21 protein-coding genes are annotated in these 21,539 nt (G+C 70.8%); 14 read left to right on the top strand and 7 right to left on the bottom strand.

Annotated features, from left to right (window positions below):
• Position 1: 1 nt before the first annotated feature.
• Positions 2-373: a DUF5997 family protein gene (locus AB0I12_RS03450; RefSeq protein WP_359923916.1), complete on the bottom strand. Its 372-nt coding sequence runs from the start codon at positions 371-373 to the stop codon at positions 2-4.
• A 33-nt stretch (positions 374-406) separates the two neighbouring features.
• On the opposite strand from AB0I12_RS03450, the gene AB0I12_RS03445 reads away from it, so the two are divergent.
• Positions 407-1,069: a LysR family substrate-binding domain-containing protein gene (locus AB0I12_RS03445; RefSeq protein ID WP_359923913.1), complete on the top strand. Its 663-nt coding sequence runs from the start codon at positions 407-409 to the stop codon at positions 1,067-1,069.
• Positions 1,070-1,101: 32 nt separating this feature from the next.
• Complete coding sequence (locus AB0I12_RS03440; protein WP_359923911.1) at positions 1,102-1,617, top strand: VOC family protein; 516 nt, start codon at positions 1,102-1,104, stop codon at positions 1,615-1,617.
• 78 nt (positions 1,618-1,695) lie between these two features.
• Here AB0I12_RS03440 and AB0I12_RS03435 read toward each other — a convergent pair whose 3' ends face one another.
• Positions 1,696-3,648 carry a GMC family oxidoreductase gene (locus AB0I12_RS03435; protein ID WP_359923908.1) on the bottom strand — a complete coding sequence of 651 codons (1,953 nt, stop codon included), beginning with the start codon at positions 3,646-3,648 and terminating at the stop codon, positions 1,696-1,698.
• A gap of 68 nt (positions 3,649-3,716) precedes the next feature.
• On the opposite strand from AB0I12_RS03435, the gene AB0I12_RS03430 reads away from it, so the two are divergent.
• On the top strand, positions 3,717-4,814 hold the full coding sequence (locus AB0I12_RS03430) for an aldo/keto reductase (protein WP_359923906.1): 1,098 nt from the start codon (positions 3,717-3,719) through the stop codon (positions 4,812-4,814).
• Here the strand turns inward: AB0I12_RS03430 and AB0I12_RS03425 are convergent.
• The gene (locus AB0I12_RS03425; protein WP_359923904.1) at positions 4,801-5,385 is read right to left on the bottom strand and encodes a TetR/AcrR family transcriptional regulator; all 585 of its coding nucleotides are present in this window, start codon (positions 5,383-5,385) and stop codon (positions 4,801-4,803) included. The genes AB0I12_RS03430 and AB0I12_RS03425 overlap by 14 nt on opposite strands.
• Positions 5,386-5,407: 22 nt before the next feature.
• Positions 5,408-6,409: a hypothetical protein gene (locus AB0I12_RS03420; RefSeq protein ID WP_359923901.1), complete on the bottom strand. Its 1,002-nt coding sequence runs from the start codon at positions 6,407-6,409 to the stop codon at positions 5,408-5,410.
• Positions 6,410-6,472: 63 nt separating this feature from the next.
• Between AB0I12_RS03420 and AB0I12_RS03415 the strand changes: the two genes are divergently transcribed.
• The gene (locus tag AB0I12_RS03415; RefSeq protein ID WP_359923899.1) at positions 6,473-7,081 is read left to right on the top strand and encodes a helix-turn-helix domain-containing protein; all 609 of its coding nucleotides are present in this window, start codon (positions 6,473-6,475) and stop codon (positions 7,079-7,081) included.
• On the opposite strand, the gene cpt is transcribed toward AB0I12_RS03415, so the two are convergent.
• Together cpt and AB0I12_RS03405 are read right to left on the bottom strand one after the other, a co-directional pair.
• A complete protein-coding gene (gene cpt / locus AB0I12_RS03410; protein ID WP_359923896.1) occupies positions 7,060-7,593 on the bottom strand; it encodes a chloramphenicol phosphotransferase CPT in 534 nt (177 codons plus the stop codon). The two genes, AB0I12_RS03415 and cpt, sit on opposite strands and share 22 nt — an antisense overlap.
• Positions 7,590-8,840 (bottom strand): MFS transporter, encoded by a 1,251-nt coding sequence (locus AB0I12_RS03405; protein WP_359923893.1) that lies wholly within the window; start codon positions 8,838-8,840, stop codon positions 7,590-7,592. Before AB0I12_RS03405 ends, cpt begins: the two co-directional genes overlap by 4 nt.
• Before the next feature lie 71 nt (positions 8,841-8,911).
• Here AB0I12_RS03405 and AB0I12_RS03400 point away from each other — a divergent pair, with 71 nt between their 5' ends.
• The 7 genes from AB0I12_RS03400 (at position 8,912) to AB0I12_RS03370 (ending at position 15,640) form a co-directional block, all read left to right on the top strand.
• The gene (locus AB0I12_RS03400) at positions 8,912-10,861 is read left to right on the top strand and encodes a potassium transporter Kup (protein ID WP_359923890.1); all 1,950 of its coding nucleotides are present in this window, start codon (positions 8,912-8,914) and stop codon (positions 10,859-10,861) included.
• Between the two features lie 126 nt (positions 10,862-10,987).
• A complete protein-coding gene (locus tag AB0I12_RS03395) occupies positions 10,988-11,350 on the top strand; it encodes a hypothetical protein (RefSeq protein ID WP_359923888.1) in 363 nt (120 codons plus the stop codon).
• Positions 11,331-12,554 carry an FAD-binding oxidoreductase gene (locus AB0I12_RS03390; RefSeq protein WP_359923885.1) on the top strand — a complete coding sequence of 408 codons (1,224 nt, stop codon included), beginning with the start codon at positions 11,331-11,333 and terminating at the stop codon, positions 12,552-12,554. Before AB0I12_RS03395 ends, AB0I12_RS03390 begins: the two co-directional genes overlap by 20 nt.
• Entirely contained in the window at positions 12,551-13,105 is a 555-nt protein-coding gene (locus AB0I12_RS03385) for a dihydrofolate reductase family protein (RefSeq protein WP_359923882.1), read from the top strand. Before AB0I12_RS03390 ends, AB0I12_RS03385 begins: the two co-directional genes overlap by 4 nt.
• Complete coding sequence (locus AB0I12_RS03380) at positions 13,102-13,710, top strand: DinB family protein (protein WP_359923879.1); 609 nt, start codon at positions 13,102-13,104, stop codon at positions 13,708-13,710. The genes AB0I12_RS03385 and AB0I12_RS03380 overlap by 4 nt, the downstream gene beginning before the upstream one ends.
• Positions 13,711-13,841: 131 nt before the next feature.
• A complete protein-coding gene (locus tag AB0I12_RS03375) occupies positions 13,842-14,849 on the top strand; it encodes a glycoside hydrolase family 43 protein (RefSeq protein WP_359923876.1) in 1,008 nt (335 codons plus the stop codon).
• A 17-nt stretch (positions 14,850-14,866) separates the two neighbouring features.
• Positions 14,867-15,640 (top strand): endonuclease/exonuclease/phosphatase family protein, encoded by a 774-nt coding sequence (locus tag AB0I12_RS03370; protein WP_359923874.1) that lies wholly within the window; start codon positions 14,867-14,869, stop codon positions 15,638-15,640.
• 6 nt (positions 15,641-15,646) lie between these two features.
• On the opposite strand, the gene AB0I12_RS03365 is transcribed toward AB0I12_RS03370, so the two are convergent.
• Entirely contained in the window at positions 15,647-16,261 is a 615-nt protein-coding gene (locus AB0I12_RS03365; RefSeq protein ID WP_359923871.1) for a maleylpyruvate isomerase family mycothiol-dependent enzyme, read from the bottom strand.
• An 85-nt stretch (positions 16,262-16,346) separates the two neighbouring features.
• Between AB0I12_RS03365 and AB0I12_RS03360 the strand changes: the two genes are divergently transcribed.
• From AB0I12_RS03360 to AB0I12_RS03350, 3 genes are all read left to right on the top strand, one after another.
• Positions 16,347-17,561, top strand: coding sequence for a hypothetical protein (locus AB0I12_RS03360; RefSeq protein ID WP_359923869.1), 1,215 nt, complete (start codon positions 16,347-16,349; stop codon positions 17,559-17,561).
• A 145-nt stretch (positions 17,562-17,706) separates the two neighbouring features.
• Positions 17,707-19,587, top strand: coding sequence for a PQQ-binding-like beta-propeller repeat protein (locus AB0I12_RS03355; protein WP_359923866.1), 1,881 nt, complete (start codon positions 17,707-17,709; stop codon positions 19,585-19,587).
• Positions 19,584-21,530: a hypothetical protein gene (locus tag AB0I12_RS03350; protein ID WP_359923864.1), complete on the top strand. Its 1,947-nt coding sequence runs from the start codon at positions 19,584-19,586 to the stop codon at positions 21,528-21,530. The genes AB0I12_RS03355 and AB0I12_RS03350 overlap by 4 nt, the downstream gene beginning before the upstream one ends.
• Positions 21,531-21,539 lie beyond the last annotated feature (9 nt).

Here is a 21,539-nt window from a genome sequence, read left to right as displayed (position 1 = left end):
GTCAGTCGGCCGGCTGCTGCTTCTGCTCGGCGGCCTGCCTGCGCACGTCGGCCTGGACCGCGCGCTCGTGGTCGAGCCAGTCGGGGTTCTCGGTCTTGATCGCCTCGATCTGGGTGCTGGTGAGCGCCTCGGTGATGCCGGCCCGGGCCAGCCCGCTGATCGACACCCCGAGCTTCGCGGCCACCACCGGGCGCGGATGCGGACCATCGCGACGCAGGTCGCGCAGCCACTCGGGCGGGTCCGCCTGCAGCGCGTTCAGCTCGTCGCGCGACACCTCGCCGTCCTGGAACTCCGCCGGGGTGGCCGGCAGGTACACGCCGAGCTTCTTCGCCGCCGTGGCAGGCTTCATGGTCTGGGTCTTGCGCGCCGTCATGGCAGCAGCGTAACGGCAGGTAGCCTGACCACCGTGACCGGATTCCGGCTGGGCTACGTCCCCGGCGTGACGCCCGCGAAATGGGCCCGGATCTGGACCGAACGGCTCCCCCGCGTCCCGCTCGAGCTCGTCCAGGTCACCGCCGCGGACGCCCCCGGCGTCCTGCGCCGGACGGAGGCCGACGCCGCCCTGCTCCGGCTCCCGATCGACCGCACCGGGCTGCACGCGATCCCGTTGTACGTCGAGCAGACGGTCGTCGTGGTCCCCAAGGACCACCTGATCACCGCCGCCGACGAAGTCACGCTCGACGACCTGGCCGACGAGCTGATGCTGCATCCGCGCGACGACGTCCTCGACTGGGAGCATCCGCCCGGCCGGTTGATCGACGACCGCCCGGCCCGGACCGCCGACGCGGTCGAGTTGGTTGCCATGGGCACCGGGCTGCTGGTCGTACCGCAGTCGCTGGCCCGCCTGCACCACCGTAAGGACCTCACCTACCGCCCGCTGGCCGGCGTGCCGGAATCGCAGGTCGCGCTCAGCTGGCCCGAGGACGAGACCAGCGAACTCGTCGAGCACTTCATCGGCATCGTCCGCGGCCGGACTGCGAACAGCACCCGCGGCCCCGCCGTCGCGAAGAAGCGGCCGGCCCGGACCCCGCCGCCGGCCCGCCCGAAGAAACCGCGCCGCCGCCGCTAGATTTCAGTTGAGCCTTCAACTATCATCGTCGTATGGCGATCTTCCGGTTGAACCACGCGGTCCTGTACGTGCGCGACGTCGCGGCGAGCGTCGCGTTCTACCGAGACGTTCTCGGCTTCGGTTACACCGAGACCGGTGACGCCATCCCCGGCGCGGCGTTCCTGCGCGCGCCCGGGTCCACCAACGACCACGACCTGGGCCTGTTCCAGATCGGTTCGCAGGCCGGCCCGTCGGGCGCCGGGCGGACCACGGTCGGGCTGTACCACCTCGCCTGGGAGGTGGACACGCTCGGCGACCTGGAGGACCTGGCCGCCGCGCTCAGCGAGCACGGCGCCCTGGTCGGCGCGTCCGACCACGGCACCACGAAGTCGCTCTACGGCAAGGACCCTGACGGCCTCGAGTTCGAGATCGTCTGGATCATCCCCGCCGATCTGCTCACCGACGAGGACCGGACCAGGACCGGCATCGCCCGGCTCAACCTCCCGGCCGAGATCGGCAAGTACGGCCGCGAGGCGCGGAGCGGCGTCGGCATCTCTCGCGTCGGCTGACACTGACGACAGGAGGTGTGCCGCGATCCGCGCCGGTTCGCGGCGAACTCAGGCGGGCGACGGCATCTACGTAGACGACTACGTCCTGTCGTCACGGCACAGGTGGTCGGCGATGCGGAGAGCATTGGCGAGGACGGTGAGGACCGGGTTGACCCCGCCGTTGGTGACGTGGACCGAGGCGTCGGCGATCCAGACGTTGTCGTGGCCCCAGACCTTGCCGTACGGGTCGGTGACCGAGCGTGCGGCGTCGTCGCCCATCCGGCAGGTGCCGGCCTGATGCTGGCCGGTGCTCGCCCCGCCCAGCGTCCCGAGCTTGCCGACCGCCGTCCGGACCGCGCCCGCTTCCTCGAGCCAGGCCTTCGCCTTGGCGCTCATGAAGCCGTGCGCACGGACGTCCTCCGGGTGGATCGACCCGCTGGTCACCACCACGGGGTTGCCGAGACGGTCCACGACGGCCGGATCGACGCGGACGCGTGAGTCCGCCGACGTGACTTCCTGGATCGGGCCCACCACCCGGAGCATCCGCCGTACCTGGTGACGCATCGCGTCCACGCTCTCCGCGCCGGCCGGCGGGATCAGCCCGGCACCGGTCAGGTAGTCGTACGTCGCCGCGGGCGTCGGCACGAACTCGTTCGCGAGCATGCCGCCGCCGACGATCCCCTCGTTGCCGTGCCGGAAGTCGCAGGTCGCGATCGACACTCCCGGCCCGACGAGATCGGCGACCTCGTCCGCGAACAGTCCGACCGCACCGGCGTACACATGCGCCTGCAGGTGCCGGCCGACCTGGTCCTGGTTGTTGCCGATCCCGTCCGGTTCGCCGTCGTGCGCGCTGTTCAGCAAGAGCCGCGGTGTCTCGGACGCTCCGGCGGCGACCACCACCTCATCGCACGAGACGGTACGCCGCCAACTCCCGTCGCTCGCAGCCAATGCGACGCCGACGACTCGACCGGTCGAGTCGGTCACGAGACGCTCGGCCGTGGTCTCGGTGACGAGCGTGCAGTTCCCGGTCGCGAGCGCCGCGGGCAGTGCGGTGTTGTGCGTCCCACCCTTCGCCTCCACCGGGCAGGCGAACCCGACGCACAGGCCGCACCGCACGCACCCCGAGCGTCCTTGGTAGTCGACCGAGTTGATGAGCAGCGGTACGTCGAGCGTCCCCCACCCCAGGCGGTCCGCCGCGGCGGCCAGCGCCGAGGCCGGTCCGGTCCGCGGCAGCGGCGGCATCGGCAACGGGATCGACCGCGGCCCGTGCCACGGATCGGTCCCACCACCGCTGACCCCGAAGCGCTGTTCCGCCAGCGAGTAGTAGGGCTCGAGGTCGTCGTAAGAGATCGGCCAGTCGGCGAGCGCGCTCCCGTCCGGTACGCCGTACGTCGTGGCCATCCGGAAGTCCCGCGGCACGAAGCGCCACGCCTGCGCGCCGTACACGCGGGTGCCGCCGCCGACCGTGAACGCGTTGTTCCCCCAGCCGCCGTCGGGCGGGAGCACCGCGCTCCGTACGCCGTCCACCAGGGACACCCGCGGACGCCCTGCCGGATCCGGGTCCGTCAGCGCCGGAAGGCCGGCCACCGACCGCGGATTGCGGAGGTGGTCGCGCGCCAACGACTCCGTCGACGGGTAGCTGCCCAGGTCGACGACGAGCACCGACCGCCCCGACTCGGCCAGCACCTGAGCTGCCGCGCCGCCGCCTGCGCCGGACCCGATCACCACGCAGTCGTACCGCTCCGCGACCTGCTCCCGCGGCGTCACGCGCAACTCGGTCCGCACCGGCTCGACCTCGTCGCTCCGCCAGCCGACCATCGCCCAGGCCACCGGATCCGCGTAGAACCCCTGCGCGATCAACCGCACCAGCCAGGCCCGGTCCGCGTCCGTCGCGTTCGAGAGCCCGCGCTCCACGCGACCGAGCCAGTCCGGCCGATCCTGCGTCAGCACCTGCTCGACGAAGCCGACCGCCGCCCGCTGCCACCCCTGCCCCGGCACCACGGACTCCGCCAGCCGCTCCAACCCGACCCGTTGCTCTTCAGACAAGCGCACCCGCAGATCCTTTCACGGGTCGAGGTTCTGTACTTGCCGGTCCATTTTTTGCGAGCAACGCTGTGGGCATGGCACTTGACGACTATTACCTGCTCGGGCGATCGGGGCTGCGGGTCAGCCGGCTCGCCCTGGGCACGATGAACTTCGGGCAGTCCGGTTTCCATGCGCCGTACGGCAGGACCGAGGACGAGGCGCGGGCGATCTTCCGGGCCTATGTCGAGGCCGGCGGCAACTTCATCGACACCGCCGACTTCTACACCGCAGGTGAGAGCGAACGGATCCTCGGCCGGCTGATCGCCGAGGCCGGCGTCCGGGAGCGGATGGTGCTCACCACGAAGGCGACCAACAGCGTCGACGCCGGCGACCCGAACGCGGGCGGCAACAGCCGCAAGCATCTGATCCGCGCCCTCGACGAGTCCCTGCGCCGGCTCGGCACCGACTACGTCGACCTGTTCCTGCTGCACACCTGGGACCGCATCACGCCGGTCGACGAGGTGCTGCGGACCCTCGACGACCTCACCCGCGCCGGCAAGATCCGGTACGCCGGGCTGTCCGACGTACCGGCCTGGTACGCCGCCCGCGCGCAGACCCTCGCCGACGCGCACTCGCTGACCCCGATGGTCAGCCTGCAACTGCCGTACTCGCTGGCGGAGCGGACGATCGAGACCGAGCACGTCGGGATGGCGCAGCAGCTCGGCCTCGGGATCACGGCGTGGAGCCCGCTGGCGGGCGGCTTCCTGACCGGCAAGTACCGGCGTAACGACACCCACGGCGTGACAGGCGACGGCCGGCTGACCGGGGACGGCGCACCGGAGCGCAGGTGGACGGAGGAGCACTGGGACCTGCTCGCGACGGTCCGGGACGTTGCGGACAAGCTCGGCGTGACACCGGCGCAGGTTGCGGTCAACTGGGCCGCGACCCAGCCCGGGATCGCGTCCGCGATCGTCGGGGCGAGCCGCCCCGAGCAGCTCGAGTCCAGTATCGCGGCGCTCGGTTTCGAGCTGCCGGCCGAGCTCCGGGCCGCCCTCGACGAGGCCGGCGCCGTCCCGCCGGACTCGGTCTACCGGATGTTCACGCCGCAGTACCAGGGCTGGCTGGTGAACCCGGGAGCGAAGGTGGCCGACAAGCCGGCCGGGTATCAGCCGCCGGTGCTCAACTGGCGCTGAGGTAGTCCAGGCACAGGTCGAGCGCGTACTCCAGGTGCGTCGACGAGCCGGACGACATCAGGATCGCGACGCCGCCCTGGATCGCGGCGATGAGTGCGCCGGCCGCGCGGGCGGGATCCACATCGGCACGGATCTCGCCCGTGGCCTGCATCTCCCCGATGCCGAGCTCGAGCCGGTGCTGCCACTGCGCGAGCAGCTGGCCGGTCACCGCCTGCGCGGCCGGGGTGTGCCGGCCGATCTCGGTGATGAGTACGCCGAGCGGGCAGTGCACACCCTGCCGGCGGTACTTCTCGACGACGGCGTCCCGCCAGTCGTGCCACGCGTCCCAGGTGGTGAGCTTCCCCAGGTGCGGCTCCTGGTCCTCGAGCACCTGCTGGGCCTCGCGCTCGGCGACGGCGAGCAGCAACTGCTCCTTGCCCTCGGGGAAGTAGTGGAACAGCTGGCTCTTCCCGGTCAGGCTGCGCCGGCCGATGTCGTCCAGCTTCACCGCGGTGATGCCACGCTCCCGGATCTCCGCCGCGGCCGCCGTCACGATCCGCTCGCGCGTCGCCACGCCCTTCGCTGTCAGCACACCGTCAAATGTACCTGCGGGTTCATTCGTTCAGCGCGGCCAGCCTCGCGAACACCGGCTTCGGCTCCCAGTGCCCGTCGTCGTCGACCGCGACCAGCCCGTACGACGAGAGGTCGAGATCGTGCTCCGGGTCGTCCGGACGGTGCGGCAGCGCGAAGCCCGCGAAGCTGAACCAGAACGCCGCCGCCAGGTCGATCCGGTCGAACTCCTCGACGAGCTCGATCAGGTACTCCACCTGCTCCTCCTCGTCCCGCTCGTACCCGCCGTTGATGACCGGCGGGTCGACCTCGCGGTTCACGATCATCCAGCCCGTTCCGCCGCGGTCGGCCGCGCCCCGATAGGCACAGCAACCGAACTCGGTCGCGACGACCGGCTTGCCCCACTTCTTCCGTGCCGCCAACTCCTCGGCGAAGGTCGCCGCGTTGGCGGCGTCCCGGTACGCGTCGACGGCGACGATGTCGAACAGGTCCCAGTTCACGTCTTCCCACAGCCCCGCGGCGTACGTGATCCGGCCGCCGAAGACACTCCGCGCCGCGGATGCCAACTGCTGCTGCACCTCGCCCCAGCGCGCGAGTCCCGCCTGCAGCTGTGTGAGCTTAGCGGGATCGGCCCAGGTCGCGGGATCGGCCATCAACGCGAGCCGCTCCCCCGACGTCTCGCCGGGCACGAAACCCTTGCAGAACACGGACAGCTCGCACCCCAGCACGAGCACCACGTCTCCCCGGCCCGACTGCCGCAGCGCCTCGGCGCGCCGGCCGCAGTCGGTCAGGAAGGCGATGAACTCGTCCGGCTCAAGGTCCATCGGCACCGGCGAGAACCACAGCTCCAGGCCCGCCGCCAGCGCGGCCTCGCCGGCTGTCCCGAGCCGGTCCGGATCGTTGCCCGACACCCGGACTGCGGGCGCGTGCAGCTGGTCTGCGATCACCGTCAGGTCGCGGCGCACCTCCTCCGGGTCGAAGCGCTCGCGGGTACTGCGGCCGTCGTACCGCAGGCCGGTGTCGTAGTTCACCCCGATCGAAAGCATGACCAGCACGGTAGCAAGCAAAATCATACTCAGTACATCTTTTTATCCGGTATGGTCAGCGCCATGGAGGGGCGCCGGGAGCGGAAGAAGGCAGAGGTCCGGACCCGGATCTCGGAGATCGCGACCGCGCTGTTCCTCGAGCGCGGGTTCGACGCGGTGTCGGTCTCGGAGGTCGCCGAGGCGGCCGACGTCGCGCGGCCCACGGTGTTCGCGCACTTCGCGCGCAAGGAGGACCTGCTGTTCGACCGCTACCCCGAGGCCGAGGCGCTGGTCGTCGCCGCGGTCGAGGATCGTCCGGCCGGGACGTCCGCGGTGCAGGCACTGTCCGGTCTGCTCGTCACGCTCGCCGACGAAGGGCATCCGCTGTCGGCGATGCGCGGGCAGTTCCGCCGCTTCTGGGAGGTCGTCGCCGAGTCCAGGGCGCTGCAGTCCCGCGCTCGCGAGCTCCTCGACCAGCTAGAGCAGGCGATCGCCGCCGCGATGGCGCACACCGCCGTACCGGAGCCGCGGCTGACCGCCGCGCTCGCAGTCGCTGCGTATCGCACCGTCCATCTGGAGGCGGTACGCCGGATCCTCGCCGGCGAAGACGCCACGGCTGTCGCGGTGGACCACCGCGCGCAGACTCTGCACGCCATCGCCGTCGTCGACGGTCACCTGGCAGACGTCAGGTAGGCGGCGATCGCGCGGGCGCAGTCGACGGACTCCGCGTGCGAGCTGTCCACCTCGACGTCGTACGTGACGCCCTCGTGGACGACGTATGCCTGCTGCGCGGCCATGCCGCGGGTGCGGTCGCCCCGGGCCAGTTCGCGCCCGGCGGCGACCTCGGGGTCGCAGTGGACGCCGACGAACAGCGTCTCGACGTCACCGGCCGCGTCCCGCCAGCGCTGCTGCGAGCCGGCGCCGCCGAGGAAGACGTCGTCGACGATCACCCGGCCGCCGGCCCGGCACATCGCCACGATCCCGGCGGTCCAGGCCGCGTCCAGCTCGCGGAACGCGGGCCCGACCGAGACCTCGCCGTCCGGTCCGAACTCGATCCCGCCGTCCATCACCGCGGGCAGCGCGTCCACGAAGTCGTCCACGCTGAACCCGAGCCAGGGCTCCGGCAGCACCGCCTGCAGGCACCGCACGATCCCGGTCTTCCCGGAGCTGGAGCCGCCGTTGATGATGATCAGTCGAGCCGTCACCCGCGCAAGGCTAGGGCCTGACCGGCCGTCGCCTCGACAGATTTCCGGCGCCGCGCGAGCCCGAGCAGCGGCAGCGCCAGGGTCTGGATGCCCGCCGTCAGCAGGTACGCCGGCCCGTAGCCCCAGGCGTCCGCGGACCGGCCGAGCACCGGCTGGATCACGACGCCGCCGGCCGATCCCAGCAGACTGTCGAAGGACAGCACGGTCGCCCGTTGCGCCGACGGGATGTGGCTGTTCAGGTACGCCTGCCGCACCGGTGACATCGCCGCGAACAACGTGCCCCACAGCATCAGCAGCACGAGCGCGACGCCGAACGACGTGACCAGCCCGATCACCGCGATCACCACTCCGGACGCGGTGATCGCCCCGATCAGGATCCCGATCCGGTCCCGGAACACGCGGGCGACGGACGCCGCGGACGCACCGCCGGCGATCTGCGCCGCGGCAACGATCCCGGCCGACAGACCTGCGATCGCGTACGAGCCGGTGTGTCCGTACAACTGCAGCAGGTACGGCTGTGCGGCGTAGAAGCCGTAGACGGTCGCCCCCGCCGTGAACGGCCCGGCCAGCATCACCCAGCGCACCCGCCGGTCGAGCAGCCCGTGCCGCAACGACGCCCGGACGATCCCGGCCATCTCGCCCCGCACGGACCCGCGGGCCTTGGGGGTGAAGCCGATGTCGCGCATCGACCGCGCGGCCACCACGAAGGTGACCAGCAGCAAGGCGGCCCGCACGACGTACGGCGTGCCCAGGTTCGTGAGCTGCGCCAGCACCCCGCCGCCGATCGTGCCGGCCATCATCGCGATCCCGTTCACCACCTGCCCCTTCGCGAACGCCGCGTCCAGCGACCCGGTGTACCCGGTCGCGTGCAGCCCGTCGACGAGCCACGCCTCGGTCGCGCCGCTGAAGAACGTGAACCCGAGTCCGAGCAGCATCGACACGATCGCCCACCACACGAACGGCGCGTGCGCACGCCACAGCAGCAGGTACAGCACTGTGGTCCCGATCAGCGTGGCGGTGCCGAGCAGGTACGACGTACGCCGCCCGACCGTGTCCGCGACCACGCCGGTCGGCACCTCGAACAGCACCATGCCCGCGGTGAAGAACGCGTTCGCGGCGAACGTCTGCCCGATCCCCAGTCCGGCGTCGAGCAGGAACAACGTGTTGATGCCCCAGATCATCGACGACGCGCCCGTCGACACCGCGACCAGCGTGAGGTAGGTCCGTAGTACCCGTTCGGCTGTCATATCCACTACGTCGGAGCCGGGAGCGGCGGTTCGACACGCCGTAGCTCCGGGGGCGGGTATCGTCCGGGGACGTGACGGACCAGAAGGCGGAGACGGCGGAGGCGCCGCAGCCTCATCACAACGCCCACGACACGGCCAAGCTCGCGGTGATCGTCGGCGCGCTCGGCGTCGTGTTCGGTGACATCGGAACCAGCCCGATCTACACCCTGCAGACGGTCTTCAACCCCGAGGACCCGCACCCGGTGCCGCTCAGTGACCACAACGTGTACGGCGTGGTGTCGCTGATCTTCTGGTCGGTGATGATCATCGTCACCGTCACGTACATCCTGCTCACGATGCGCGCGGACAACAACGGCGAGGGCGGCGTGGTGGCGCTGATCACGCTGCTCCGCAAGTGGACCCGTACGCACCCGGGCCGGAAGGCCTCCGCGGTGCTGGCCACGGTTGGCCTGTTCGGCGCGTCGCTGTTCTTCGGCGACGGCATGATCACGCCCGCGATCTCGGTACTGTCAGCGGTCGAGGGACTCAAGACGGTGCAGCCGTCCCTGGGCGAGTACGTGGTCCCGATCACCGCGGTGATCATCGTCGGGCTGTTCATGGTCCAGCGCCGCGGCACCGAGCAGATCGGCCGGGCGTTCGGGCCGGTGATGATCGTGTGGTTCGCCGTGATCGGCGCGGCCGGGATCGGCGGCATCCTCGAGCACGGGGCGATCCTCAAGGCGCTCTCCCCGACGTACGCGATCGGCTTCCTGACCGGGCACTTGCACATCGCCTTCTTCGCGCTGGCGGCGGTCGTGCTGTCGATCACCGGCGCCGAGGCGCTGTACGCCGACATGGGGCACTTCGGCCGGAAGGCGATCAGCCGCGGCTGGCTGTTCTTGGTGCTGCCGGCCCTGACGCTCAGCTACATGGGCCAGGGTGCGCTGATCCTGAAGAACCACGAGAACATCACCAGCCCGTTCTTCCTGCTGGTCCCGGGCTGGGGCCGGCTGCCGCTGGTACTGCTCGCGACCGCGGCGACCGTGATCGCGTCGCAGGCCGTCATCACCGGTGCCTACTCGGTGATGGCCCAGGCCGCCCGGCTCGGGTACCTGCCCCGGCTCCGGGTGACGCACACGTCGGCGACGACGATCGGCCAGATCTACGTACCGTTCGTGAACTGGCTGCTGTTCGTGTCGGTGCTGACGCTGATCTTCGCGTTCCGGAGTTCGGCCGCGCTGGCGTACGCGTACGGCATGACCGTGACCGGGACGATCACCATCACCACGCTGCTGTTCTTCTACGTCGCGCACTACCGCTGGAACGTGCCGCGCTGGCTGATCCTGGCCGGCGCCGTACCGCTGCTCCTGATCGACGGCCTGTTCATCGCGGCCAACCTGACGAAGCTGCTGCACGGCGCGTGGCTCCCGCTGCTGATCGCGCTCACCGCGTTCACGGTGATGACGACCTGGCAGCGCGGCCGTGAGGTCGTCACTCGCGAGCGGGAGCGGGCCGAGGGTTCGCTGCAGGAGTTCATCGACGAGCTGAGCTCCGGCAAGCTGCCGGTCCGGACGGTCCCCGGTACGGCGATCTTCCTCAACCGCGGCGGCGTCAGCGCACCGCTCGCGCTGCGGGCGAACGTCGAGCACAACCAGGTCCGGCACGAGCACGTCGTGATCGTCGCGATCGAGACCGAGCCGGTACCTCGGGTCCCGGACGACCGGCGGGTCACCGTGAACGACCTCGGGTACGGCGACGACGGGATCACCCACGTCACGATCAAGTTCGGGTACATGGAGTCGCCCGACGTACCGACTGCCCTCGCGCGGCTCGATCCGGCCGCCTCCGAAGGCCCACTCGACCTCGGCAAGGCGTCGTACTTCCTGTCGAAGATCGAGCTCCGGCGGGGCAAGGAGCCGACGATGGCGGGGTGGCGCAAGCAGTTGTTCCTGGCCACCTCGCACATCACCGCGGACGCGGCCGAGCACTTCGGGCTGCCGCGGGACCGGACCGTGATCATCGGCTCGCACATCGAGCTCTGATGGACCAGACGTACGACGAGAGCGCGCCGGTGCCCGCACTGGCCGGCCTCGTCCGTACGGTCTGGATCCAGCGCACCGGCGCGCAGCCCTATCCGCAACCGGGGCGCGGGCCAGCCGCTGCTCGGCGTGCCGGCGGACGAGCTGGTCGACTGCGCCGTCGACCTGTGGGGCCCGGCCGCGGACGCGCCGAGCCCGCAGGCGGCGCTGCTCGGCGTGCAGCGATACCTCACCGGGCAGGAGCTGCACCCGGATCCGGTCGTGGCGGAGCTGGTACGGCGACTCATGCCGTGGGAGCGGACCGGGATCGCGTCGCTGGCCGACGAGCTGGCGTTGTCGGAGAGCCAGCTGCGGCGGCGGTGCCTGACGGCGACCGGAGTCGGGCCGAAGGCGTCGTACCGGCCGTTCCTCGCCGGGTGGTACGACCGTTTCGTTCAAGCGCGGCGTGGCGGTCCGCTTCTAGCGTCGGCTCATGGAACTGATCGGTCCTGACCACGAGCTGTACGACGCACTGCGGCGCCCGGCGATGCCGCAGTACGAGGACGTCCGCCCGCGGGTGATCGCCCGCTGCGCTTGCGTCGACGACGTCGTCGAGGCGCTCGGCTACGCACGCTCGCACGGTCTGCCGGTGGTTCCCCGCGGTGGCGGCCACTGCTTCGCCGGTCGCTCGTCGACGACGGGTTTGATGATCGAGCTCTCGGCGCTGTCGGCGATCTCGGTGGAGGCCGAGCTCGCGACCATTGGGGCGGGTGCTCGGCTCGCGGATGTCTACCGCGGGCTGCACGAGTACGGGCTGACGATTCCGGCGGGGTGCGGGCCGACGGTCGGGATCGTGGGGCTGACGTCGGGCGGCGGGCTCGGGTTGCTCGGTCGGCGCTACGGGCTGACGTGCGACCGGCTCGTCGCCGCGACCGTCGTCCTCGCGGACGGCGACGTCGTGACGTGCGACGCGGAGCGGGCGGCCGACCTGTTCTGGGCGCTGCGCGGGGCGGGCGGTGGTCAGTTCGGCGTCGTCACCTCGCTGGTGTTCGCCGCCGTACCGTCGCCGGCCGCGACCCGGTTCCGGCTGACCTGGCCTCGCGACCGGGCGCCCGACGTGATCGCTGCGTGGCAGGAATGGGCGCCGGCCGCGCCGGACGAGATGACCGCGTGCCTGCAGGTGACCGCTGATGGGGTGCGGGTCTTCGGCGCCACCCTCACCGCCTTCGACGTCGGTCCGCTGGACGACGCTTCTGAGGTCGACGTCCGCAGCGATCTCAGCTGGCCCGCGCTGAAGGCCTCGCTCTCGGAGGGTGATCCGGACGACCGGGTCGTGCACAGCAAGTCCGAGTTCTTCCGTTCCGCGCTGCCGCCGGAGGTCGTCGGCCGGCTGCTCGGCACCGGCTGCGAGCTGAACTTCACGCCGATGGGCGGCGCCTACAACCGCGTCCCGGTCGACGCCACCGCCTTCGCCCACCGCACCGAACGCTTCCTGCTCGAACATGTCGGGCCGGATCGGACCGCCGTACGCCGGTCCTGGTCCATCGCGCACGCCTACGGCTCAGGGCATGTCTATCCCAACTTCCCCGATCCCGATCTGACCGACTGGGCCGCCGCCTACCACGGCGCGAACCATGCCCGGCTCGAGAACGTCAAGGCCGCCTACGACCCTGGCGACGTGTTCCACTTCCCCCAATCGCTTGGAGGTGGCAGATGATCCGGCTGTACATGAGCATGTCGGTCGACGGCTTCGTGGCCGGGCCCGGCGACAGCACCGAGGAGCCGATGGGGCGCGGCGGGTTCCGCCTGTTCAACTGGCTCGACGACCGCAACTCCGACGGGCCGAGCGGACAGGTCTATCGCGAATGCCTGGCCACGGGCGCGCTGATCGCGGGCCGTCGCACGTACGAGCACGCCGGACGCTGGAACGGCGACCACCACGACGGCGTACCGATGTTCATCCTCACCCACCACGCCGACGACGATCCGCCGGGAAGCGCCGTCTACATGACCGACGTCGCCGAGTGCGCCGCCCAGGCGAGGGCGGCCGCTGGCGACCGCGACGTGATGGTCCACGGCGCCGGCGCTGCCCAGTCCCTGCTCCGCGCCGGCCTCCTCGACGAAATCGAACTCCACGTCGTCAACGTGCTCCTCGGCCAGGGCCGCCGCCTGTTCGACAACCTCCCCGCCGAATACATCGAACTCGAACCACTCCGCCAACTCCCCGCCCACGACGTCACCCACCTGCGCTACCGCGTCCTGCGATGACACCGGAGAAGGAGCTCCTGCTCAAGCAGCTCACCGCGGTCCAGGAATCGCTCCTCTGGAAGGTCGAAGGGCTGAGCGACGACGAGCTCCGGCGGCCGATGACGCCGACGGGAACGAACCTAATCGGCATCGTGAAGCACCTGACCGGCATCACCGGTGGCTACTTGTGCGAGGCGTTCGGGCGGGACCGGGAGAAGCCGCCGCACGAGTACGACGAGGAGCTGTTCTTCGGTCTGGACCTGTGGGCGACGCCGGACGAGTCGACCGACGAGCTCGTCGGCGCTTACCGGCGAGCGTGTGCAGACGGCGCGCGGGCGATCGAGGAGCTGGACCTCGACACCGTCGGCACGCATCACACCGGCTCCGAGGTCACGCTGCGGGAGATGATCCTGACCGTGCTGCTCGACACGACACGGCACACCGGCCACGCCGACGTCGTCCGCGAGCTGACGGACGGACGTGTCGGGAGCCGGCCCGGCGATCCGATGTCGCCGGACGATCCCGAGTACCTGCGGATGTACCGAGCACGGATCACCGGGGAGATCGACCGGGACACCTGGATGACGTACGTCCGGAACCGGCCGGACCACGACCCGTCGGCGTAGACCGAGGTCGTGCCGCGGACACGGCGTTCACTGCAGGTGGGAAGAATGTTCGGGCTGGAGCCTTGAGCTGGTTGGAATTTGGCTTCACGATGTGGTGCGACTGATCCCACGCCCCTGGGAGGTTCGTTCGCATGTGGAAGGCTGCGCTTCTCGTTCTTGCCGGTTCGTTGGTCGCCGTGCTGCCTGCGCAGGCTGCCGCGCCTGGTCCTGTGTACGCGCCGGACAACTCTGTTGCCGATCCCGGCGTACTGCGGTCCGGTGGTGACTTCTACGCCTTCACGACCGGGCCCAAAGGGCGCGTGAGTCGTGGGGACACGGCGAGCGGGCCGTGGCAGAGCGTCGGTGCGGCGCTTGATCTGTCGACGCCGCCGGCTTGGATGGACACCAGCGCCGACGTCTGGGCGCCGGACGCGTGGCAGACGTCGGCCGGATACGTCCTGTACTACTCGGCCGTCGCGAAGAGCTTCGGTGGCCAGCGCTGCATCGGGGTTGCCACGTCGAGCGATATCGGCGGGCCCTACACGCCGATCGGCGACACCCCGCTCGTCTGCCCGGGAGGGCGGCACGGCGGCGAGGACGCCGTACCCGGGCGGCCGATCGCGGCAGCCGGCGTGATCGACCCGTCCCCGTTCCAGGACAGCGAAGGGCGGCGCTTCCTGCTGTACAAGACGCAGCAGGTCCCGTCGTCGTTGCGCATGGTCCGTCTCACCGACACCGGCCTGCACTGGGCGGGCAGCGACAGCCGCGAACTCCTGCAGCGCGACGGCATCATCGAGAACCCGACAATGGTCCAGCGCGGCTCGCAGTACGTCCTGTTCGCGTCCCGCTACGGCTACGACAACTGCAGCTACGCGACCGTCTGGCTGCGCTCGACGGATCGCTGGAACTTCGCCGGCGCGACCGAACACTCACTGATGACGTCGTCCGGCACCGGCCTGTGCGGCCCCGGCGGCGCGGACGTCACGCCGTCCCTCGACGGCGGCTGGCGCGTCTTCCTGCACGCCTGGGTCTGCGGCACCGGTACGTCGCCCTGCACCGACAGCCAGATCGCCAACGGCGTCGCCCACCGCCGCGCCCTGTACGCCGCGATCCTCAACTGGGCCTCCGACGCCACACCGTCCGTCGGCATGTTCCTCTGACCAGAACGGGAATCCCGATGCGCCGCACAACTCTCATCCTGGCCACGCTGCTCGCCACGCTCGCCGCGACCTTGTCCGGCCCGCCGGCCTCGGCCGCCTCCGCCGTACAGCTGCGTTTCGTCACCGCGAACGTCGACTTCGGCGCGCCGGAGACGACCCCCGCCAAGTGGCGGAACCTGATCGCCCCGAACGCCGACATCGTCTTCCTGCAGGAGGCGAAGAACCTCCGGCTCGCCGATTTCGTCGACACCTCGACCTGGATCATCCGGCACGGCACGGTCGCGAACGAGGCCGACTCCGAGGACCGGCTCGGCAGCGCGGTGCTGATCCGGCGCTCGGTCGTCACGGACCTGACCGACTGGGACCTGGTCAGGGGCGTCGACGCCAGTCCCTGCCCGGACGGCGGGATCATGACGCGCTGGATCGCGAAGCTGAAGGTCAAGCTCACGAACGGCCGCTGGGTGCGGATCGCCTCCCTGCACATGCCGCCACCGCGCTGCCAGACCGGCGTCGGGAGCCCGTACGACCGGATGTCCGGCAGCGTGGTCGACTTCGTCCAGCGGACCGACATGTTCACGGTCCTCGGCGCCGACTGGAACAAGACCGTCGACGACGACCCGAACGAGATCGGCCGTCGCTCCGGACTCGAGCCCAACGGACCCGACACCGGTGACCGCATCGACGGCTTCCTGTACTCACCGCAGCTGACCAACTGCTGCATGACGCAGCTCGGCCAGGTGAGCGACGGTCACCAAGCGGTCCAGCTCAAACTCACGGTCTCCGCGCCGTGACCCCGCTCAGAGCCAGGGCGGGAGCGACGCCGCGGGAGTGCCGTCCGAGCTGACGACATCGGCGTACGGACGACCGGACAGGTACGCCGCGAGCTCGGGCAGGGGCCCGCGGACCTCGGGTACGTCGCCGCGCTGCGTGCGGATGTCCTCGCACAGCGCCTCGAGGAAGTCCGGCGGAAGATCGGCGAACGTCACCCCGGCGCCGAGGTCGACCGCGTGGATCATCACCTCGCGGGACCGCATCCACGGGATCTTCGTCGCCGGGACCGGAACGCCTTGCGCGGTCCGGACCGCGGCCTGCCACTGCGCGTCCGTCAGCGTCGCCATCGACGCGTTCAGCCCGGCGGACGACGCGTCGAACCAGGACCGCAGTTCGTCGGCCGACCGCGACGTACCGGCCTCGATGTCGGCGTTGCGCGCCGCAGCGGACGGGTACATCGGCCGCTCCTCGCCGGTGCGCGCCCACTCGACCAGGTTCCCGAGCGCTTCGGCGTTGAGCGACAGGTGCGCGGCCACGTGCCGCCGCGACCAGCCCGGTAACAGCGACGGGGCTTCCAGGTCACCCAGTGCAGTCCGGCACAGCGCCGTACCCTCGTCGATCCACTCCAGCACGCGCTTCATCAGGCGAACGTAGCCCACGTCGGCGCGGGTTCTTGCAGCGGTGGGGTCTTGTGGTGAGACTGGCCCGCATGAAGGGGGCCCGCGCATGGTGACGACGATCGGCGTAGTAGGACCGTCGGACCTGGTCACCTCCACCAGCAGGATCATCAAGGGACTGCGGGGCGTCGAGGTGGTCCCGCTGCGGTACCGCCGGGAGACCGACACACCCAAGGTGATGGCCGATGCACCGGGCAGTGTCGACGCGTGGCTGTTCACAGGTGTCGTCCCGTACCAGATCGCCGCCGCGCAGGACCTGCTGGACCGCCCGGCCGCCCACGTCGAGTACACCGGAGCCACCTTGATGCGCGCCCTGGTGCAACTGCTCCGCGACGGGCAGGACGTGACCTCGCTCAGCATCGACGTCCTCGACGAGGCCGACGTCCGGGAGACCTTCGACGAGGTCGGGCTCCCGATGCGCGGCGTGCAGGTGCTGCCGTACCGGCCCGGGCTGAGCCTCGACGAGATCGTGGCGTTCCACCAGGACGCCGGCGCGACCGTCGCGATCACCTGTCTGCGGACGGCGTACGAGAAGCTCCGGACCGAGCAGACCACGCTCCGCCTGGCGCCCTCGGTGCACTCGGTCCGCGCCGCGGTGAACAGACTGCTGCTCGTCCATGACGCTTTGCGCAGTGACGATGCGCAGATCGCGCTCGGCCTGGTGGAGATCTCCCCGGACGCCGAGACCGCGCTCCGGCGCGAGGCCGGGTCGCTCGGCGGCAGCGTGATCCGGTACGACGACAAGCGCTGGCTCGTGGTGGCGACCCGCGGACCGCTCGAGCAGGCGACCGCGGCGTTCACCGAGCTCGGCATGCTGACCCGGCTGAAGGAGCAGTTCGGGCCGGTGCGGATCGGGTTCGGCATCGGGGGGTCCGGGACCGAGACCGAGGCCTTGGCCCGCCGCGCGCTAGGCCGGGCGAAGACGGCCGGCCGGACCGCGGCCGTGGTGTCGCTGCGCAACGACATCGATCTCGTGCTGGTCGGCGGCGCGGCGCCGCGGGCGCAGCAACGGTCGAAGCTGCAACTGCTCGCCCAACGCGCCGGTCTCTCGAAGGCCACCCTCGAGCGGCTGCAGGAGCTCGTCCACTCCACCCCTGAGGAGGGGCTGACCACGCGCTCGGTGGCCGACTACCTCGGCATCCAGCCGCGCACCGCGCGCCGCGTCCTCAACCGGTTGGAGCGCGCCGGCCTGGCGGACGCCACCGGCACCCAGCTCGGCACCGGCAGCGGCCGCCCGCTCGTTGTTTATCGCGTTCATCTCTGATTATTTCTCAGGCGGTTGACGCACTGACGCACGTCCGGCTAATTTCAGCCATGACCGTAATTCGGTGCGTACTGTCCCGGGAGGCCTTGTGGACAAGCGATTCGCACGGGGATTGATTGCTCTACTGGTCAGCTGCGCAGGATGGATGAGCGTTTCCGCTCCAGCCGGCGCCACGATTCCGGTCGGGACCGAAACCCCGACCGTGACCAGCCTCGGTCCGGCGTCCGCCGTGACCTCGACCAGCGTCGCCGAGCAGGTCGGCGACCGGATCTGGACCATCACGTCCGGCGTCTCGCCCGTCCAGGTCGGCGCGTTCGACCCGGTCGGCAAGACCGTCGACCGTAAGTTCTCGCTGCCGACCGGCGCCGGGGCCTGGGCGATGACCCACCTCGGCACCGACCTGTACATCGGCCTTTACACCCCCGGTGACGTCTACAAGGTCGACACCACCACCGGCACCGCGGCCAAGGTCGCGCAGTTCGGCTCGTTCATCTGGTCGCTGGCCGCGACGCCGGACGGCAAGATCGTCGCCGGCACGTACCCCGACGGAGCCGTCCACGAGTACGACCCGGCGACCGGCGCCACCAAGTCGTACGGCGCGGCCGTCGCCGGCGAACAGTACGTGCGCAGCATCGCTGCCGACGCCACCACGATCTATGCGGGCGTCGGGACGAAGGCGCACCTGGTCGCCATCGACCGCGCGACCGGCGCTCGCCGCGACGTCCTGCCGGCCAAGTACGCGGACCGCACGTTCGTCGCCACGCTGGCGCTCGACGGGACGAAGCTCGCCGCGAGCCTGTCCCCCACCGGCACGATGCTGGTCTACGACACCGCCGACCTGAGCAACCCCGTCGAGGTCCAGACCCCGGGCGGCGATCAGTACATCACCGCGATCACGATCGACGGCCCGGACATCTACCTCGGCACCCGCCCCTCGGGCACCCTCTACCGGTACCGCGACGGCACGCTGACGCGCCTGGGTTCGCCGTACGACGGGGCGTACTTCAACCGGATCTTCGTCGACGGCGCCGCCCTGCGGGCCGAGCTGACCAGCCAGGTCGTCGACTTCGACGAGGCGAGCGGGACCTTCACCGGCACCGATCTCGGTCAGGCCGGTCTGCCGCCCGCGCCCGAGCAGGCGATGGCGATCGCCGCCACGCCGACGTCCGTCCTGGTCAGCGGCAAGGCCGGTGTCCAGGTGCACGACCTCGCCACCGGCGGCAGCAGCCGCACTTTCCTGCCCGGCGAGGCGAAGACCATGACGCCGGTCGGGAACAGCGTGTACCTGGGCGTCTACACACTGGCCCGGCTCTGGCAGATGCGGCCCGACGGCACCGGCCTGCACGAGCTCGGCCAGATCGGCAACGAGCAGACCCGCCCGACCGACGCCGCGTACGACGACCGCTCGCGGACGTGGCTGATCTCCACCGAGCCCGACTACGGCAAGTACGACGGCACACTCGTCGAGCAGCATCTGGACGGCGGCGCACGCGAGGTGCACCGCGGCGTCGTACCGCACCAGTCGGTGCGCTCGGTGACGACCGCGGACGGGATCGCGTACCTCGGCGGCGCGACCCGCAACAGCCTCGGCACCGACCCGATCCTGCCCAAGGCCACCGTGGTCGCCTTCGACCCGCGCCGCAACCGGGTGCTGTGGGAGTCGGCCGCACTGCCCGACGCACAGACGTACAGCGATCTCGTGCTCTATCGCGGCCGTCTGTACGCGACCACCGACGACGGCCGCCTCGCCGTCATCGATCCGGCCACCGGCAAGCTCGTCGGCAGCGCCACGCTCGGTACCGGCCAGAGCCGGCTGACGATCGCCCGCTCCGGCCTGTACGGCACCGACAACAAGCGCGTCTTCAAGGTCACGCCGAGCCCGACGGGTGCTCCGACGGTGAGCACCGTGGTCGACGGCCTGGCCGCGCAGATCTACAGCTACCCACTCATCACCACCTCGTCGACGGGTGACGCCCTGTACACGATCAAGGGCCGTGACCTCGTCCGGATCGGCGGACTCCGATGATCATCTCCCGACGGACCGCGCTCGCCGGCGCGCTGGCGACCGGCGCGGTCACCGCTCTCCCCACCACCGCCCACGCGGAGGACAGTCCCATCGACGGATCCACGCTGCCCACTTCCGGTCCCGCGGTCGTCACGGCCGCCGTCGTCGCGATGGCGGTGCACGACGGCCACGCCTACGTCATCAGCCGCGGCATCGTGCCGCCGCGGCTGACCGAGATCGACCTGACCACCCGGCGCGTCACCAGGACGGTCGAGCTACCAACCGGCGAGGGCGGCTGGGGCATCACCGTTGCCGCGGGCAAGGTGTACGCCGGTCTGTACCCGACCGCCGACGTCTACTGTTTCGACCCGGCCGACGGGTCCGTCGTCCACGTCGGGGCCCTGGCCGGCCCGGGCGGCTTCGTGTGGGACATGACGACGGCGCCCGACGGGCAGGTGTTCGCGGTCAGCTACCCGAACGGTGCGGTCTGGCAGATCGATCCCGCGACGAACGTCCCCACCCGGCTCGGCGCCCCGGTGGCCGGCGCGCAGTACGGCCGGTACGTCGGGGCCGCGGGCAACTACGTGTACGCCGGGATCTACACGCCGGCGCAGCTAGTCGGATACGACCGTGGCACCGGCGCCTTCCGGGATCTCACGCCCGAGGCGTTCCGCGGCCAGACCTTCGGCCCGGTCACCGGCGCCGGCGACCGGGTCTACGTGGGCACCGGCAAGACCCTGCTGACCATGGCCCTCGACGGCACCGACGTACGGAGCGTGCCGCTGCCCGCGGGCGAGTCGAGCGTCGACGCGATCACCGTCGCGGCGGACGGTACGGCGTACCTGACCACCCGGACCTCCGGGACCGTGTGGTCGTGCGGGCCGCAGGACACCAGCCTGACCGCGGTGGCGACGCCGGCGCCGGCGGACGAGCACCGCCGGCTCGTGATGCTCGACCCGGCCACGCTGCTCGGTTCGACCGGGTCCGGCGTGCTCTGGTGGCTCGACGTCGGAACGGGTGAGTTCGAGCTGCTCGACCTCGTCGACGCCGGGTTCACGCCCGCGCCCGACAAGCCGCAGTCGATCATCACCGGCGACCCGCACCTGTACGTCGGCGGGCACTGGGTCGTCACCGAGCACGCGATCGACACCGGCGCGACCCGCCGGATCCGGGTCGCCGGCGAGGCCAAGACGCTGACCTGGGTGCAGGGCGAGCTGTACTCCGCCCTGTACCCGAGCACCGAGGTGGTCCGGATCAACCCGCGCACCAAGGAGGTGCACAGCTTCGGGCCGATCGGGCACGAGCAGATCCGTCCCTGGCAGGCGGCGTACGACGCGAAGTCGAAACTGCTCGCGATCGCGTCGGCGCCGGGCACGGGCAAGCTCACCGGCGCCCTCACGCTGCTGGACATCCGGACGGGCGAGCTGGACGTGCACTACGGCGTGCTCCCCGACCAGAGCGTGATGACGGTCGCGGTCGTCGACGGCATCGCCTACCTCGGCGGGGACGTGGTCGGCGGCGGTGGCATCCCCCCGACCCGCACCTCGGCGGCGATCGCGGCCTTCGACCTGTGCCGCCGGGAGCTGCTGTGGACCGTCGAGCCGCTCGCGGGGGAGCGCTCCCTGCAGAGTGTCGCCGTCCACGACGGCGTCCTGTACGGCGTGCTGAAGCGGACCAGCGGCGCGTGGTTCACCTACGACCTGCGAACGCGCGCTGTCGTGCGCGGCGCGAACAAGCTCTCCGGCTACGGTCAGATCCACACCGACCGGACCGGCGTCTACTGTGAGACGAACTTCGGCGGGAACCTGTACCAGCTGGGTCCGGGGCTCAGTACGGCGAAGCTGCTCGTGAACAAGCTCGGCGACGGGTGGTACACCGTGCCGCAGCTGACCCCGGTGCGCGGCGCCCGGCACAGCGTCTGGGGCCTGTCCGACCGCGATCTCGTCCAACTGCCGTTGCCATAAGCAAAGGAT

The organism is Kribbella sp. NPDC050459 (assembly GCF_040655315.1).
Classification (GTDB): Bacteria; Actinomycetota; Actinomycetes; order Propionibacteriales; family Kribbellaceae; genus Kribbella.
The sequence above is the reverse complement of the archived record's forward strand: the minus strand, read 5'-3'. Positions and strand labels throughout refer to the sequence as shown.